This window comes from Cutibacterium avidum 44067, assembly GCF_000367205.1.
GTDB classification, from domain to species: Bacteria; Actinomycetota; Actinomycetes; order Propionibacteriales; family Propionibacteriaceae; genus Cutibacterium; species Cutibacterium avidum.
Map to the genome: position 1 here is coordinate 157890 of NC_021064.1, position 16496 is coordinate 174385.

The 16496-nt window shown below is 63.9% G+C and carries 13 protein-coding genes; 10 read left to right on the plus strand and 3 right to left on the minus strand.

Annotated elements, in window-relative coordinates:
- Positions 1-185 precede the first annotated feature (185 nt).
- The 5 genes from PALO_RS00735 to PALO_RS00755 all read left to right on the plus strand — a co-directional run bounded on the left by PALO_RS00735 (position 186) and on the right by PALO_RS00755 (position 7367).
- A complete protein-coding gene (locus tag PALO_RS00735) occupies positions 186-1070 on the plus strand; it encodes a pyruvate, water dikinase regulatory protein (RefSeq protein ID WP_015582043.1) in 885 nt (294 codons plus the stop codon).
- A gap of 456 nt (positions 1071-1526) precedes the next feature.
- The gene (gene ppdK, locus PALO_RS00740) at positions 1527-4178 is read left to right on the plus strand and encodes a pyruvate, phosphate dikinase (protein ID WP_004809326.1); all 2652 of its coding nucleotides are present in this window, start codon (positions 1527-1529) and stop codon (positions 4176-4178) included.
- Between the two features lie 175 nt (positions 4179-4353).
- Positions 4354-5820: an FHA domain-containing protein gene (locus PALO_RS00745; RefSeq protein ID WP_015582044.1), complete on the plus strand. Its 1467-nt coding sequence runs from the start codon at positions 4354-4356 to the stop codon at positions 5818-5820.
- Positions 5821-6251: 431 nt separating this feature from the next.
- Complete coding sequence (locus PALO_RS00750; protein WP_235044051.1) at positions 6252-6566, plus strand: phosphoglycerate dehydrogenase; 315 nt, start codon at positions 6252-6254, stop codon at positions 6564-6566.
- Between the two features lie 78 nt (positions 6567-6644).
- Positions 6645-7367 carry a ThuA domain-containing protein gene (locus PALO_RS00755; RefSeq protein WP_004809320.1) on the plus strand — a complete coding sequence of 241 codons (723 nt, stop codon included), beginning with the start codon at positions 6645-6647 and terminating at the stop codon, positions 7365-7367.
- Between the two features lie 223 nt (positions 7368-7590).
- On the opposite strand, the gene deoC is transcribed toward PALO_RS00755, so the two are convergent.
- The 3 genes from deoC to PALO_RS00770 form a co-directional block, all read right to left on the minus strand.
- Positions 7591-8265: a deoxyribose-phosphate aldolase gene (deoC, locus tag PALO_RS00760; protein WP_004809318.1), complete on the minus strand. Its 675-nt coding sequence runs from the start codon at positions 8263-8265 to the stop codon at positions 7591-7593.
- Positions 8266-8317: 52 nt separating this feature from the next.
- A complete protein-coding gene (locus PALO_RS00765; RefSeq protein ID WP_015582046.1) occupies positions 8318-9730 on the minus strand; it encodes a sensor histidine kinase in 1413 nt (470 codons plus the stop codon).
- Between the two features lie 115 nt (positions 9731-9845).
- Entirely contained in the window at positions 9846-10577 is a 732-nt protein-coding gene (locus tag PALO_RS00770; protein WP_015582047.1) for a response regulator transcription factor, read from the minus strand.
- Positions 10578-10997: 420 nt separating this feature from the next.
- On the opposite strand from PALO_RS00770, the gene PALO_RS00775 reads away from it, so the two are divergent.
- From PALO_RS00775 to dnaJ, 5 genes are all read left to right on the plus strand, one after another.
- Positions 10998-12143, plus strand: coding sequence for an inorganic phosphate transporter (locus PALO_RS00775; protein WP_015582048.1), 1146 nt, complete (start codon positions 10998-11000; stop codon positions 12141-12143).
- A complete protein-coding gene (locus PALO_RS00780; RefSeq protein ID WP_004809312.1) occupies positions 12140-12373 on the plus strand; it encodes a hypothetical protein in 234 nt (77 codons plus the stop codon). Before PALO_RS00775 ends, PALO_RS00780 begins: the two co-directional genes overlap by 4 nt.
- 307 nt (positions 12374-12680) lie before the next feature.
- A complete protein-coding gene (gene dnaK / locus PALO_RS00785; protein ID WP_004809310.1) occupies positions 12681-14534 on the plus strand; it encodes a molecular chaperone DnaK in 1854 nt (617 codons plus the stop codon).
- Positions 14535-14626: 92 nt separating this feature from the next.
- On the plus strand, positions 14627-15277 hold the full coding sequence (gene grpE / locus PALO_RS00790; RefSeq protein WP_004809308.1) for a nucleotide exchange factor GrpE: 651 nt from the start codon (positions 14627-14629) through the stop codon (positions 15275-15277).
- A gap of 75 nt (positions 15278-15352) precedes the next feature.
- The gene (dnaJ, locus tag PALO_RS00795; protein ID WP_004809305.1) at positions 15353-16495 is read left to right on the plus strand and encodes a molecular chaperone DnaJ; all 1143 of its coding nucleotides are present in this window, start codon (positions 15353-15355) and stop codon (positions 16493-16495) included.
- The last annotated feature ends 1 nt before the right edge of the window (position 16496 follow it).

The following is a 16496-nucleotide window of genomic DNA, read 5'->3' on the forward strand; positions in this document are numbered from 1 at the left end:
GGACACAGCTGAGAGATCGACGCAACAGGTGTGCCGGAGGATGGTCATACCTGCGAATGACTACACGGAGCTGCCAGAAAACGGTCCAAACAGGCGATGGTGACGTTGACATGGGCATTTTTTGGCAGCTCCGTGTATCAAACCCGAGTACTCGATCGATACCGGCCCCACCCTAGGATGGCGACATGGCAGAGTCGCCCCTGGAAATTCACGTCATCGCCGATTCGACGGGTGAGACCGCCGTTCGGTTGGCCCGCGCCGCCCGCAGCCAGTTCGAGGGGGTCCACTGGCACATCGTGCGCCATCCCATGATCGGCACCGTCCCGGAAATGGTTGCGGTCCTAGAGGCCGTCAAGGAGTCCCATGACGCGGGGCAGTGGGTGTGCGTGGTGCACACCCTCGTGCTGCCCGACATGCGCCATATGGTCACCGATGCCTGCGAGGAGATGGGTATCCGCGAGGTCAACCTCATGGGCCCCATGCTCGACGCGATGGAGGAGGCTTCTGGTCTTGACGCCGACGCCGTCCCACGTCGTCCCGTGGGCGTTGAGGCCGACTACTTCACCCGTATCTCCGCCATGGAGTTCGCGGTTCGTAATGACGACGGCGCCATCCCCGATCGCCTGACCGAGGCGGACATCTGTCTGGTGGGCGTGAGCCGCTCGGGCAAGACACCGCTGTCGATCTACCTGGGTTACCTCGGCTACAAGACCGTCAATGTCCCGCTCGTCCCCGGGATCGCCCCGCCAGCCGAGTTGGCGGCGGTCGATCGTTGGCGCATCGTCGGCCTGACGATCGACGCCCAGCGGCTGCTGGAGATCCGTGGACGTCGGGTCCGCGGGTTGGGAGGTTTCGGCAACGAGGACGGTTACGCCGACCTCGCCGCGATCTACGACGAGCTGGACGAGGTTGGCAGGATCCAGCGACGACTGGGTTGCCCCATCATCGACACCACGGGCCTGGCCCTGGAAGAGTCCGCGACGAAGGTCATCGACATCGTCGACCAGCGAGCCAAGACGGCCGGGACGAGGTTGCGCAAGCCGGCAGGGTCCTATCGCACTAGACCTTGATCACCCGAGGATGATCGGGACGGCCAGCGGTTTTGGTCTGCTCCCAGGTCACGTCATTGATCACCAGTCTTCGGCGGAGCAGTGGGTGCTGACAGTGGCGGTTCCACTGGTATGGATGGCGTTGCCCCTTGTCTGTCTTAGATGGTGGTCTTGTCGGTCGTGGGAGGCATCGTGTCGCTGGCCGGGTACCAGAATCCGCGGCTCGAGGAAGACAGCCGGGAGGCATCTGCGGCAAAGGTGGGCGATATGTCACGCCCCGCTCCGGCGAGCTCGGACGAGACATGAGTTACTTCGTCATCCTTGGTTGCTCCTACTCGTGAAAATGGGACGCGAGCGTGAGAGAATGACGACATCCGGCCCTATGGTGGGGCTGGGCCTCGGGCTCATTGCGCAGTCGCACGGGTCCGAACGCCGTGAATCGATGAACAGACTGACACAGATCGAAGGAGATCAGTCATGACTGACCGTTACGTGTATGACTTGTCCGAGGGCAGCGCGGAGATGAAGCCGCTGCTCGGCGGCAAGGGCGCAGGAGTTGCCGAGATGACGCGTCTCGGCGTCCCGGTGCCCGACGGATTCACCGTCACCACTGAAGCCTGCGTGGACACCATGACGAGGAAGGGAGAGTGGCCGGAGGGCCTCGACTCCCAGGTGTGGGACGGACTCAAGCGTTTGGAGGAGCGCACCGGTCGTGGCCTGGGCGACGTGGACAAGCCCCTCCTGGTCTCGGTTCGCTCCGGCGCCGTCATCTCGATGCCCGGCATGATGGACACCATCCTCAACCTCGGTATTTCCGACGACACCGTCGAGGCCGTCGCCAAGGAGGCCGGCAACGAGCGCTTTGCCTGGGACTGCTACCGCCGCTTCATCCAGATGTATGGCGAGGTCGTCGAGGGCATCGACGCCCACGTCTACGAGGATGCCCTGACCGCTCTCAAGGAGGAGAGGGGCGTCGAGTCCGACACGGATCTGACTGCTGATGACCTCAAGGGCCTGGTCGATACCTTCAAGAAGCTGTCCAACGAACAGCTCGGAGGCAACTGGACGACGGATCCGCGCGAGCAGCTGATGCGCGCCGTCGACGCCGTCTTCCGTTCCTGGCTCAACCCGCGCGCCTTCGTCTACCGCAAGGCCAACAAGATTCCGGATGACCTCGGCACCGCCGTCAACGTCATGCAGATGGTGTTCGGCAACCGTGGTGACACCTCCGCCACCGGTGTCTGCTTCACCCGTAACCCCGCCACCGGCGCCAAGGAGCTCTACGGTGAGTTCCTCGTCAACGCTCAGGGTGAGGACGTCGTCGCCGGCATTCGCACCCCGCGCTCCCTCGCCGAGATGGAGGAAGTGCTGCCGGAGGCATACCGCGACCTCATCGACACCATGAAGAAGATGGAGTCGCACTACCGCGACATGCAGGACATGGAGTTCACCGTCGAGAACGGCAAGCTGTACCTGCTGCAGACCCGTAACGGCAAGCGCACCGCCGCTGCTGCTCTCAAGGTGGCCCGCGACCTCGTCGCCGAGGGCGTCATCACCAAGGAAGAGGCCCTCATGCGGATCGAGCCCGCTCAGCTCGATCAGCTGCTGCACGAGGCCATCGACCCGAACCACACCGAGCAGCCGGTCGCCGAGGGCCTGCCTGCCTCCCCGGGTGCCGCCGTTGGTGAGGCCGTCTTCGACGCCGACGTCGCTGCCGAGCGTGGCGCCAAGGGCGAGAAGGTCGTCCTCATCCGCTTCGAGACCACCCCTGATGACATCCACGGTGTCATCGTGAGCCAGGGCGTCCTGACCGCCCACGGTGGCATGACCTCCCACGCAGCCGTGGTCGCCCGTGGCATGGGCAAGCCCTGTGTCGCTGGTGCTCGCGGCATCAAGATCGATGCCAAGGCCGCCACCCTGACGATCGGTGACACCGTCATCCACGAGGGCGACATGATCACCCTCGACGGCTCGACCGGTGAGGTCTTCGCTGCGGGCCTGCCGCTCATCCCGCCGCAGATCAACGCCGACTTCGAGGAGGTCCTCTCCTGGGCCGACGAGATCCGTCATCTCGGCGTCGAGGCCAACGCCGACAACGCCACCGACGCAGCCAAGGCTCGTGAGCTGGGTGCTGAGGGCATCGGCCTGTGTCGTACCGAGCACATGTTCTTCGGTGCCGATCGTCTGCCTGCCATGCACGAAATGATCACCGCGGACACCCCGGAGGAGCGCCAGGCTGCCGTCGACAAGATCCTGCCGATGCAGCAGGATGACTTCGAGGGCATCTTCACGGCGATGAAGGGCCTGCCCGTCACCGTCCGTCTCCTCGATCCGCCGCTTCACGAATTCCTGCCGAATCTCGTCGAGCAGTCCCTCAAGGTCCAGAAGCTGGAGGATCAGGGCGCTGATCCGAACGAGCTCGACAAGGAGCGTCGTCTGCTCGCCCAGGTCAAGAAGCTGCACGAGCAGAACCCGATGCTCGGTACCCGTGGCTGCCGCCTCGGCATGCTGTATCCGGAGATTCCCGACATGCAGGCTCGCGCCATCATCCGCGCCGTCCTGGCGGTGCTCAAGAAGGAGGGGGAAACCGTCCAGATCAACATCATGATCCCGCTGGTCTTCACCCCGATCGAGCTCGAGACCCATCGCCGCATCGTCCAGCAGGCCATTGACGAGGAGTTCGAGGCCGCCGGCACCAAGGTCGACGTCAAGATCGGCACCATGATCGAGCTGCCGCGTGCCGCGCTGGTCGCCGACAAGATCGCCGAGGTTGCCGATTTCTTCAGCTTCGGCACCAACGACCTGACCCAGACCACCCTGGGCATCTCCCGTGACGATGCCGAGAACGGCTTCCTCACCGAGTACCTGCGTACCAAGGTCCTCAAGGACAACCCGTTCGCCTCGATCGACCAGGAGGGTGTCGGCCAGCTCGTCGCCGGGGCTGTCGAGAAGGGTCGCAAGACCAACCCGCAGTTGAACGTGGGTGTCTGTGGTGAGCACGGTGGTGATCCTGACTCGATCCACTTCTTCAACAAGACCGGGCTCGACTACGTGTCCTGCTCGCCGTTCCGTGTGCCGATCGCTCGGTTCGCCGCGGCCCAGGCCGTCATCTCCCAGAAGGAGAAGTGAGTCTAGGGCTACATCACGTCACTGATGTGAAATTGCGGCTCCTCCACCGCGGTGGAGGGGCCGCAATATGTCATTGCATACTCCTCAATCCGTGTGCGATCGGGGAGTTTTGTCGACTTCAACTCCATGTCCGCGGAATAATGGCCACAATCGTGCCTCGACCTCTGGAGGATCAATGTCCCAGACTTTCGGTGCTTGGCGTGCCACCTACACCCCTGGTTCCTGGGTGGTGCTGGCCGGGCCGAGCAGCCTCGTCATCATGCAGCCGGCTGCGCCGCGCCATTCCGGATTGGTGTCGTCCATCTGGCGGCAGGTGGCTGAGGCCGATGATCCCCAGTCGCTCGTGGAGACGTTGTCGATCATCGGGCTGGCGAAGATGCCGAGCCTGGGCTTGTTCTTCTGGGTCGACGGCGAGATGTACTCTATGGCCCGCGGTCAGGTTGTCGTCAAGGATGCCTCCACCGGTGAGGTCGTCAATCATGGCGACGGTCTGCTGACGTGGAGCGAGAAGAAGCTCGACCCATCGACCGTTGTCGTCGAGATGGAAGAGGCCGAGCAGAGGCTGTCCATGCCGTTGCTGCTGGGGGTTGCCCAGGCGAGCAAGATCATCATCGACGCGACCGGCAAGGTTGAGCCTTTCGTCGTTCGGGAGGGCGGCGAAGTTCACCGTCCGCGGGTGTTGGCGAGTTCCGACGACGCCCTCAAACCGTGGACCCCGGAGCCTGAGGAGCAGGGGGTCAACGATTCGGAGGCCACCGAGGAAGCTCGCGAGCTCACCGGTCAGGAGTGGCAGCCAGACGACGAGGATGCTCCCGGATTCGTCGAGGTTCCGGCGCCAGGCGAGGTTCCCGACTCGGTTGCCGCGCCGGAGCCGGTTGCTGAGTCCGCACTGACCGGAGTTCCGATTCCGGCTGAGCCTGTCGTGCCTGACGAGGACGTGGTGAGTGGTGGTGACGAGGTGGCCCCTGACGTCGAGGAGCCCGTGAGCCCCGTCCCGGCCCGAGCTGCCGAGCCGGAATCCGTCGAGACCGCGGTCGCTCGTGAGGACATTGCGCCAGTCCGCGCTCAGGACGACGGCCTGGGAGGCGATGACGAGGTACACACCGGTACTCAGCCGGTGGGAGTGCAGCCCGAGCCGGAGGGCGTCGTCTCCGCACTTGCTCCGGGGGCAGTACCCCAGCAGCCTCAGCAGACAGAGCAGTCGGAACAGCCCGTGCCTCCCGAGCAGTCTCAGAGCGACCCTCGGTACGACGGAGACTGGCGCGTCGCGTCGACCTCGACGATCCGTGGAGTGTCCTCGCCGTCAGATTCCGCGGCTGCCACCCTGGTTTCGACGACTGGAGAGGCCACCCACCTCAAGGGTGCAGTTCTCGTCGGGCGAGCCCCGCGGGCCGAGAATGGCGAGGAGATCATGCGTGTTCCGTCTCCTGGTCAGGACATCAGCCGTACTCACGTGAAGTTCGCTTTGGGGCAGTGGGGGATCGAGGTCACTGACATGCATTCCACGAACGGCACCGTCGTTCGCCGCATCGGCCAGGATCCGTTGCGATTGGAAAGTGGTGAGACGATCGACCTGGCCATCGGTGATGCCGTCGATCTGGGCGACGGCGTCGTCATCACCATTGAGGCCTATCAAGGCTGACAAATGAGCCACTAGCCATCAGGACCCCCGCGAGCAATCCGCGGGGGTCTTTTGTCATGGTCAGCACCGTAGGAAGGCGTAAGCCCGGTCAACCCGCGGATTCCATGCGTGACACCGTCATTCCGGCAGGGAGCAGGGGAGGAAGCACTCGGGTCATCGCGTTATAAATCTCGGTCAGGCGCGACGGCGACCGGCGCCGTCGGTTTCGAGGCCCGTCCGCTTGGAAGTGTCTTCTTCGCCCGGTTTGGCGATCAGACGGGCCGTAATGGGTCATGATCGCCATGCTGTTCCCGATGGGAACCGCGACCTTCTGAATTGGCCTCATCCTCAGCTACTACACCATTGGTATCTGGGCACCGATCATGCTGCTCATCCTGCGCATCATGCAGGGTTTCGGAGCGGGAGCTGAGCGTGGAAGGTGCGATGGCGTCATGAAGGTCCTTCTTCCCGATTCGATGATCTTGGATCCTCACCTTCCTGGCGGGGTCGAGGCGGTGGTGTACGACGCCAGCTCAGCGATTCCGGATGAGCATCTGGATGCTGAGGTGCTCGTCACCTGGGCGGTCCCGGCCCTCTCCGGGCGGCTCGATGACGACCCTGCTGGACGCCAATGTGCTCATCTGGGGGTTTGGAACGTCATCATCACACCTCACTCTGCCGGCGGACGTCCCCTGGGTGCCGACGAACTCATCATCAAGAACGTGACCGCACTGGCGTATGGAGGCAATTTCGAAAACAAGCTGTGACGTCACTGAGTTCGTCCTCGGCGGATTAGTCTCCTAGTGTGATCCTTTGGGTCTACTCAGGATCAGGAAGGAAATCCGATGGGACACATTCTCGTTTTGTCGGGGGCTGGGCGTTACGCCGACGATATCCACGACTTCGACGCGACCTCCGAGGCCGTCTCCCAGATCTTGACCGAGCGTGGTCACCAGGTAGAGGTGAGGCGCTCTGAGCCGGAGGCCCTGGACCACCTCGCTGACGCGGATCTGCTCATCGTCAACACTGGTGGCGGCGATCCGGAGGAGGAATGGGACTACATTCCCGAATGGTCCCGCGCCCACAACAAGATTCTGGAGCACCACGAAGCTGGCAAGCCGATCCTCGGTCTGCACACCGCCTGCAACACCTTCTGTGACTGGGACCTGTGGCCGTCCGTTCTCGGGGGCAAGTGGGTGCTGGGGGTCAGCGGGCACCCGGAGCGTTCCTACGCCGTCTTCGAACCTGTACCCGAGGCTGCGGATCATCCCATCCTGCGCGGCGTCGAGCAGGTGGTCGTCTATGACGAGCGTTTCTCCGACCTGGACATCAACCCGCTTGCGACCCCGCTGCTCTTCCACGAGACGGGCGAGGAATTCCACGCGATGTGCTGGGTGATGGGCAACAACGTCGTCTACGACGGGCTGGGTCACTCGTCGAGGTCGTACTACTCGGCGTCACGACGTCAGTTGTTGTGCAACGAGGTGTCCTGGTTGCTGAACTGGAAGCGTCGCGAGGCTGCTGCGCAGGCCGCTGCACAGGTGAGCCCGGATCCCCAGACGGTCTGAGTCCGGACGAGAAGGAAGCCGGCGGTTATTCCCACCGTTCGCTCCTCCCGACGTCATTCCTTCTCGAAACCCAGTTGGAGCGCGTGAGTGGTCGGGTGGTGAACGGGCGCAACTGGCAGCTTCCGTAGCGCCGACACACCGCGTCTCCACGGTCCCGGGCATGACAGGGGCCGGATCTCACCGACCCGTCCCGGTCATCAGCGAGAACACGCCGCGAGCGTCGTCACTCCTTGGGGGCTCCGGCGAGGATCTTGGCGGTCGACGAGACGCCGAGACGGGTTGCCCCGGCCTCGACCATCGCGCAGGCCGTCTCGTAATCGCGGATGCCACCCGAAGCTTTGACCCCCAGGCGACCACCGACGGTGGCGGCCATGAGCTTAACGGCTTCGACACTCGCACCGCCCTTCGGGTGGAATCCCGTCGAGGTCTTGACGAAGTCGGCTCCGGCCCCCTCGGCGGCCTTGCACGCGCGAACGATCTCGTCATCGGTCAGCACGGCCGACTCGATGATGACCTTGAGGATCTTCGGATCCGGAACAGCCTGCTTGACGGCAGCGATGTCAGCGGTGACGTCCTCCCAACGTCCCTCCTTCACCATGCCGAGGTTGATGACCATGTCGACCTCGTCGGCGCCGGCGGCAATGACGTCATGGGCTTCGGCCGCCTTCACCGCGCTGGTGTGTTTGCCCGACGGGAACCCACACACCGCAGCCAGCTTCACGTCACCCATGTCGAGGTCAAGCGGCAGCATCGACGGCGACACGCACACCGACCAGGTACCGTACTCCTTGGCCTCGCCGACCAGCTTGGCGACGTCGTCGTGAGTGGCCTCCGGGGTCAGCAGGGTGTGATCGATCATGCCGGCCAGCTTGGTGGCAGACAGCGGGGCAGGGGACATGCCAACTCCTTCTCTGGAACAAGTGCATCCACCTTACCCGGACGCCTCGTCCTCAGGCGACCAATGGCAGGATCAGGGTGACCGTCGTCCCCTTGTTCGTCGAATCCACCTTGGCGGTGCCCTGATGAGCAGCCATGACGGCTGCGACGATGGACATGCCCAATCCTGTTGATCCCTCCTTCGACGCAGTGCGGGACGCGTCTGCCCGGGAGAATCGCTCAAAGATCAGGGGACGCACCGATTCCGGAATACCCGGTCCGTTGTCGGCGATGGCGACAACGGCCTGCCCGTCGCGGGCAGTGACGGTGGTGTGCACCGTCACTCCTGCAGGTGTGTGCTTTCGGGCGTTCGACAGCACATTGACGACGACCTGCATGAGTCGGTCGGCATCAGCCATCACCGTGATTTCCTCGTTGGGTACGTCGAGGGTCCAGATGTGGTCCGACCCGGCTGCCTGGGCATCGGAGACCGCGTTGAGAACGACCTCGACCAGGTCGATGGGGGCCAGCTCAAGTTTCTGGTCATTGTCCAGACGAGCCAGCAGCAGCATGTCCTCGACGAGGGCACTCATCCTCGTCGCCTCGGACTCGATGCGATCCATCGCGAACTGGCTCTCGGGGCACATTTCGCCGCGCCGTCGTCTCGTCAGTTCGGCATAGCCACGGATGGATGCCAACGGATTGCGCAACTCGTGCGAGGCGTCGGCGACGAACTGACGCACCTTGACCTCGGACTGCTGACGAGACTCCAACGCGCCCTCGACATTGTTGAGCATGTGGTTGAGGGCATGACCCACCTGCCCCACCTCGCTGCGAGGATCAGTCAGTGCTGGATCGACTCGGATCGGCAGGTCGACCTCGCCGCTGCCGAGGTCCATCTCGGAGACCACCGTCGCCGTCGAGGCCAATTGGTTGAGGGGGCGCAGGGACTTGGTGACGACGGCTCGCGTCGCGAAGAATCCCACGGCCAATGCCAGGAGAGTGATGGTGACCTCGAGGGCCAACAACCTCTCGATGGCGTTGAGAAGTCGTGTCCGCGGCAGGGCGACGACGTAGGTGACATTGTCACGTGTCTCCGCCAGTGCGCGGTATTCGGTGCCATTGTTCCCGTTGAGGTCGTGGGGACGGCTGTCCTGACGCACGCCGAGCAGTTCACCGGCATCGGCGTTGCAGTACTTGGTGAGGACGGCACCTTCCGTCACGGTCGTCATGAGGCAGACGCCATCGGCCTTGACAGCGAAGATTGTGCCCGCCTGGATTCCCAGCACGTCACCGGCTGTCGGGCCAGGCAATCCGATGGGGTTCGCCTCCTCGCGGTGGGCCGCCGCCATCACCTGCTCGTCAAGGCCATCCGTGAGGATCCGATGCGTTCCCCAGATCGTCACCCCTCCCAGCACGACGGCCAACGCACTAATGATGGCGAGCACTCGGACGACGAGCTGACGCCCTAGCGTGTGCCGACCCATGGGATGATCCAGCCAGGTGTCGTGGATTGTCGACCTGACCTCCGGTGTCTCGTCGCAGCATGGATCCGGCGCATGGCTGTCTGTGGGTGAGCTGGGAGAGGTCACCTGGCCATTGTCACGCAGCAGGCCGGAGAACGTAACCCGCACCACGCATGGTGTGGATCATGGGATCGCGTCCCTTGTCGATCTTCTTGCGCAGGTAGGAGATGTACAGCTCGACGACGTTGGCCTGTCCACCGAAGTCGTAGTTCCACACCCGATCGAGGATCTGGGCCTTGGAGAGCACCCGTTTGGGATTACGCATGAGGTAACGCAGCAGCTCGAACTCAGTTGCCGTCAGGTGGATCTCCTCACCGGCGCGGCGCACCTCGTGGGAGTCCTCGTCGAGGGTGAGGTCGCCGACGATCAGGGTGGAGTCGGACTTGGGCTCGGTTGCACCCGAGCGGCGCAGCAGAGCGCGCAACCGAGCGATGACCTCTTCCAGGGAGAAGGGCTTGGTGACGTAGTCGTCGCCGCCAGCGGTGAGCCCGGCAATGCGGTCGCCGACGGCGTCCTTGGCGGTGAGGAAGATGACCGGGACGTTGGGCTGATCCATGCGAATACGGCGCATGACCTCGAGGCCGTCGAAGTCGGGGAGCATCATGTCGAGGACGATGACGTCGGGGCGCGTGGCCTTCGCCTCGCGGACGGCGTGAACGCCGGAATCAGCGGTGGTGACGTCCCATCCCTCGTAACGCATGGCCATGGAGAGCAGCTCGGTGAGGCTGGGCTCGTCGTCGACAGCCAGAACACGGATGGGAGACCCGTCAGCTCGAGTAAGCCTGGGAGGTTGCGGTGGGATTGCCATGAATTAAGGGTTCCACGAAGGAAGTCCGTATCGGGTGTGTTGTGGCTGTGCTGTTCCTGTGAGCCGTATCGGAGACGAATGTGTGAAGCCTGGGGTGCGAGCATGTGTGTGATGGAGGGCGGGGTGAACTCTTCGTTAACATGAATGCGCGTTGACGCCCTGGTGTGGTTTCGAGGTACCTGGTGGGATGCATGTACACAGAAAGCACACTTTGTCGTGGGCGCGCAGTGACGGTGAAATTGTTCACCTTGTCGTTGCTTGTGGGGATCCTGCCGCGCGAACGTGGGCTCACTGGGCGTAACGTGTCGGGCGGCCGGAACTGCTCCCGGGTTCTGGTCGGCCGTCCGCCCCGCTCCGGTGAGGAGTGGGGGATCCCAGCTCGCCGTCCGGGGGCGCTACGGCCCGCACGAAGGATCTTGCATGAGTTCGACTCTGTTAATCGTGGTTATCGTCGTCGTGACGGCGCTGGCATTCGACTTCACCAACGGCTTCCATGACTCGGCCAACGCGATGGCGACGTCGGTGGCAACCGGAGCACTCAAGCCCAAGGTGGCCGTCATCATTGCGGCCGTCCTCAACGTCATTGGTGCCTGCCTGTCGACCGAGGTCGCCAAGACGATCTCCGGTGGCATCGTCAATGACCAACTCGTCACAGCCCCGATGGTCTTCGCCGGTCTGATCGGCGCGATCATCTGGAACCTCGCGACCTGGCTGTTCGGTCTGCCGTCCAGCTCCTCCCATGCTCTCTTCGGTGGCCTCATCGGTGCCGTCCTCGTCGAGGCTGGCATGAGCGGCATCCATGCCGGCAAGATCATGAGCAAGATCATCCTGCCGGCCCTGGTGGCACCGTTCGTCGCCGGAATTGCAGCTCTGCTGGCGACCTGGTTGGCGTATCGCATCACGGACCACACCGCCCATCACTCCTCGCGGATGTTCCTCAATGGCCAGCGCGTCTCGGCGTCGATGGTTGCTCTGGCTCATGGCACCTCCGACGGGCAGAAGACGATGGGCGTCATCACCCTGGTTCTCGTCGCCGCTGGCTATCAGGCGTCGGGCACCGGCCCGGCATGGTGGGTCATCCTGGCCGCCGGCTGTGCCATTGGTCTTGGTACCTACTCCGGTGGCTGGCGCATCATGCGCACCATGGGCAAGGGTCTGTGTGACATCGAGTCCCCGCAGGGGTTCGCAGCCGAGACAGCGTCCACGGCCGCCATCCTGGCCTCCTCTCACCTGGGCTTCGCCCTGTCGACCACTCACGTCTGCTCCGGCTCGATCCTCGGCTCGGGAATCGGCCGCCGCACCGAGGTGCGCTGGGCCACCGCCGGGAAGATGGTCATCGCCTGGTTGGTCACCCTGCCGGCTGCCGCTCTCGTCGGTGCTATCACCTCGGCCATCGCCGGTGCCAGCGCCTGGGGTGTCGTCATCGACCTCGTCCTGCTGGCCGTGATGGCCGCCGTCATCGTCCGTCAGGCCAACCATCACAAGGTTGACCACAACAACGTCAACGACTCCACTCAGGTCGGCGTCCGTAAGGGCTCGGCCATCGCCGGAGGGACTGCAGCATGAACATTGACTGGGCTTCACTCGGACTGGTGTCCATCGTCACGGTTGCGACCACCGTCCTCATCGTCTCCGTCGTCTCGGGCGGCGCACTGATGCTCGATCGTGCTCATGCGCGCACCGAGGCTGGAGGCGACGGGGCTGCTGGGCTCGTTGCTCTTGGGTGGACGGCCATCGTCATCGCAGGGCTCATCGTCCTGTATGGCCTCTATCTGCTCATTCCGTACTTCCACTGATCACTGGTCCGCGCTGACGAGTGCGGAGAAGGATGCCGGACGGTTTGCCGTCCGGTGTTTTTCATGTCTGGAGCGTTGTCGCCGGGAGCTGCTCGGGTTCGTTGTGGGGTGCCTAGGGGTGGTCGGCGCATTGTTCACGGGGTGGGAATAGATCTGCTCTGTCATGGGTTGAGTCTGGTGAACTCAACGTTATTGAAAATGATGCGAGCATCAACTTGAGTGACAACGACTCAGGGTCTAGGGTTGAGTCGAAGTCGCTCAAGGGGATGCTTTCCCAGAACATTCGTCCATCAGGAGGAAATCAACCATGGCCCGTTCAGTCGGTATCGACCTCGGAACCACCAACTCGTGCGTCGCCGTCCTCGAGGGTGGCGAGCCCGCCGTCATCCCGAACGCCGAGGGTGCTCGTACCACCCCGTCGGTGGTCGCCTTCACCAATTCGGGTGAGACCCTCGTCGGCGAGGTCGCCAAGCGTCAGGCCGTCACCAACGTTGATCGCACCGTCCGTTCCGTCAAGCGCCATATGGGCGAGTCCTGGACGATGGGCGTCGACGACAAGACCTACAAGCCGCAGCAGATCAGCGCCTTCATCCTGCAGAAGTTGAAGAGGGATGCCGAGGCCTACCTCGGTGAGCCGGTTACCAACGCTGTCATCACCGTCCCGGCCTACTTCTCCGACGCCCAGCGGCAGGCCACCAAGGAGGCTGGCGAGATCGCCGGTCTGACCGTTGACCGCATCGTCAACGAGCCCACCGCTGCTGCCCTGGCCTACGGCCTCGACAAGGCCGACAAAGAGCAGACCGTCCTGGTCTTCGACCTCGGCGGCGGCACCTTCGACGTCTCCCTGCTCGACATCTCCGACGGTGTCTTCGAGGTGAAGGCCACCAACGGTGACAACCACCTCGGTGGTGACGACTGGGACCAGCGCATCGTTGACTGGCTGGTCACCCAGTTCAAGAACGCCAACGGCATCGACCTAGGCGCCGACAAGATGGCCAAGCAGCGTCTGCAGGAGGCTGCCGAGCGCGCCAAGATCGAGCTGTCGCAGGCCTCCGAGACCCACATCAACCTGCCGTACATCACCGCTGGTGCCGCTGGCCCGCTCCACCTCGACGAGAAGCTGACCCGAGCCGAGTTCCAGCGCCTGACCTCCGATCTCCTCGAGCGTTGCCGCACCCCGTTCAACGCCGTCATGAAGGATGCCGGCCTCAACGTCTCGCAGATTGACGAGGTCATCCTCGTTGGTGGTTCGACTCGTATGCCCGCCGTCTCCGAGCTCGTCAAGGAGCTCGCTGGCAAGGAGCCGCACAAGGGCGTCAACCCTGATGAGGTCGTGGCTCTCGGTGCCTCCCTGCAAGCCGGTGTGCTCAAGGGCGAGGTCAAGGACGTACTGCTTCTCGACGTCACCCCACTGAGCCTCGGTATCGAGACCAAGGGTGGTGTCATGACGAAGATCATCGAGCGCAACACCACCATCCCGACCAAGCGTTCCGAGGTGTTCACCACCGCCGAGGACAACCAGCCGTCGGTAATGATCCAGGTTTTCCAGGGTGAGCGCGAGTTCGTCCGCGACAACAAGCCGCTGGGCAACTTCGAGCTGACCGGTCTGATGCCCGCCCCGCGCGGCATCCCGCAGATCGAGGTGTCCTTCGACATCGACGCCAACGGCATCGTCCACGTTCACGCCAAGGACATGGCCACCGGCAAGGAGCAGTCCATGACTGTCACCGGCGGCTCCGCCCTGGGCAAGGACGAGATTGATCGGATGGTCAAGGAGGCCGAGGCCAACGCCGACGCCGACAAGAAGCGTCGCGAGGCTGTCGAGATGCGCAACGAGGCCGACGCCCTGGCCTTCCGCACCGAGAAGTTGCTCGACGAGAACGGTGACAAGATCCCTGAGGACACCAAGACCCCGGTGACCGAGGCCATCGCCAAGTTGAAGGAGACCCTCAAGGGCACCGACAACGACGACGAGGTCAAGGCCGCCATGGACGACCTGAATCAGAAGGCGTCGGCCATGGGCCAGGCGATTTACGCCGCTGCCCAGCAGGCCCAGGCCCAGAACTCGCAGGGTGAGGGCGCCGAGTCGGCCACCTCTGAGTCCGGCGACGACACCGTCGTGGACGCGGAGATCGTGGACGACGAGGACGACAAGAAGTGACCGGGGCCACGGCCTGACCCCAAACCCCGCATCGACCGCCGGGTCGCCAATCATGACGGCCCGGCGGTCGGCACCCACGTGGAGGAAGACAGATGACTGACAAGAACGTCAATCCCGATGACAACCAGGCCGACGACAACCAGGCTGGCGAGAACGTCGAGGAGCGTTTCGCCGACATCGTCGATGGCGTCGACATCGACGCCGACCAGCCGGCCGCTGACTCGCAGGCTCCTGAGGAGATGTCCCGGGAGGCCCAGCTCGAGGCCCTGCTGGCCGAACGCACCGAGGATCTGCAGCGTCTGCAGGCCGAGTACGTGAACTACAAGAGGCGCGTCGACCGTGACCGCGCACTGTCGCGACAGTCCGGCGTCGACAAGGTCATCACCGACCTCATGCCGGTCCTGGACTCGATCGCCATGGCTCGCCAGCACGGGGAGGTCGAGGGCGGCTTCAAGCTCGTCGTCGACGAGCTCGAGAAGGTGGCCAACACCCATGGTTTGAGCAGCTTCGGTGAGGTGGGTGACGCCTTCGACCCGAATCTCCACGAGGCTCTCATGCAGATGCCGATGGAGGGGGTCACCGTCACCTCCGTCAGCCAGGTGATGCAGCCCGGCTACAAGCTCGGTGATCGTGTCCTGCGTCCGGCGCGCGTGGCGGTCTCCGATCCGGACCCGAATTCCAAGCCCGGGGAGTCGAAGGATGAGGGGTCGGGGGAGCAGGCCCCCGAGGCTGACGGCGACTGAGACGACACACATCGAAGAAGGCGGCCATGATCGCAGACCGGAAGAACCCGCGATGATCAGGGAGGGAGGAACCAGATGAGTACCAAGGACTGGGCCGAGAAGGACTACTACAAGGTCCTCGGTGTCTCCAAGGACGCGAAGCCCGAGGAGATCAAGAAGGCGTTCCGCAAGATCGCCCGGGACAACCATCCCGACTCCCACCCCGGTGACAAGGCTGCCGAGGCTCGTTTCAAGGAGGCCTCCGAGGCCAACGACGTGCTGTCCAATGCCAAGAAGCGTAAGGAATACGACCAGGCTCGCAGCCTCTTCGGAACGGCCGGCCGATTCGGGTTCCCGCGTGGTGGCGCTCAACCGAACGTCAACGTCGAGGACTTCATTCGTACCGCCTCCAACGGCGACGGATTCGGAGACCTCTTCGGAAATCTCTTCGGGGCCACCGGTGGACGCCGCACCACGACCAGGGCGGCTCGTCGTGGTGCCGACGTCGAGGGGGAGACGACGATTTCCTTCGACGACGCCGTGTCCGGGACGACCGTCACCATGGACATGGTCTCCCAGGCCCCCTGCCAGGCGTGCCGGGGAACTGGTGCCAGGGCCGGAACCGTGCCGAGAGTGTGCTCGACCTGTCAGGGATCGGGTATGCACGCGACCTCGGCGGGTGGCGTCTTCGAGATGACTGAGCCCTGCCCGGATTGCCAAGGGCGAGGCATGGTTGTCGAGGATCCCTGCCAGGTGTGCCACGGATCGGGTCGCGCGAAGTCCACCAAGTCCATGCAGATCCGCATTCCTGCCGGCGTGGAGGACGGCCAGCGCATCCGTATCAAAGGCAAGGGTTCCCCGGGCGAGAATGGCGGCAGGGCCGGCGACCTGTACGTCAAGGTGACGGTGCGTCCGCACAAGGTCTTCGGACGTGACGGCAACAACCTCACCGTCGACGTGCCGGTGACCTTCCCGGAGGCTGCTCTCGGCGCCGAGGTCGAGGTGCCGACCCTGGCCGGAAGTACCGTTCGTCTGCGGATTCCCGCAGGGACGCCCAGCGGCCGGACCTTCCGGGTGCGTGGTCGTGGCGTGCCGCGCTCGGACGGCAACAAGGGAGACCTGCTCGCCACGGTCGAGATCGTCGTCCCCGAGAAGCTTGACGACGACGCGCGACATGCCTTGGAGGGGTTCCGTGACGCCGTCCGGCAACCCAACCCGCGGCCATGGGAGGTGAGGTGAG

Coding starts and splice junctions, on each gene's coding strand:
- PALO_RS00735 (WP_015582043.1), top strand. CDS start 186: ATGGCAGAGTCGCCCCTGGAAATTCACGTCATCGCCGATTCGACGGGT.
- ppdK (WP_004809326.1), top strand. CDS start 1,527: ATGACTGACCGTTACGTGTATGACTTGTCCGAGGGCAGCGCGGAGATG.
- PALO_RS00745 (WP_015582044.1), top strand. CDS start 4,354: ATGTCCCAGACTTTCGGTGCTTGGCGTGCCACCTACACCCCTGGTTCC.
- PALO_RS00750 (WP_235044051.1), top strand. CDS start 6,252: ATGAAGGTCCTTCTTCCCGATTCGATGATCTTGGATCCTCACCTTCCT.
- PALO_RS00755 (WP_004809320.1), top strand. CDS start 6,645: ATGGGACACATTCTCGTTTTGTCGGGGGCTGGGCGTTACGCCGACGAT.
- deoC (WP_004809318.1), bottom strand. CDS start 8,265: ATGTCCCCTGCCCCGCTGTCTGCCACCAAGCTGGCCGGCATGATCGAT.
- PALO_RS00765 (WP_015582046.1), bottom strand. CDS start 9,730: ATGGGTCGGCACACGCTAGGGCGTCAGCTCGTCGTCCGAGTGCTCGCC.
- PALO_RS00770 (WP_015582047.1), bottom strand. CDS start 10,577: ATGGCAATCCCACCGCAACCTCCCAGGCTTACTCGAGCTGACGGGTCT.
- PALO_RS00775 (WP_015582048.1), top strand. CDS start 10,998: ATGAGTTCGACTCTGTTAATCGTGGTTATCGTCGTCGTGACGGCGCTG.
- PALO_RS00780 (WP_004809312.1), top strand. CDS start 12,140: ATGAACATTGACTGGGCTTCACTCGGACTGGTGTCCATCGTCACGGTT.
- dnaK (WP_004809310.1), top strand. CDS start 12,681: ATGGCCCGTTCAGTCGGTATCGACCTCGGAACCACCAACTCGTGCGTC.
- grpE (WP_004809308.1), top strand. CDS start 14,627: ATGACTGACAAGAACGTCAATCCCGATGACAACCAGGCCGACGACAAC.
- dnaJ (WP_004809305.1), top strand. CDS start 15,353: ATGAGTACCAAGGACTGGGCCGAGAAGGACTACTACAAGGTCCTCGGT.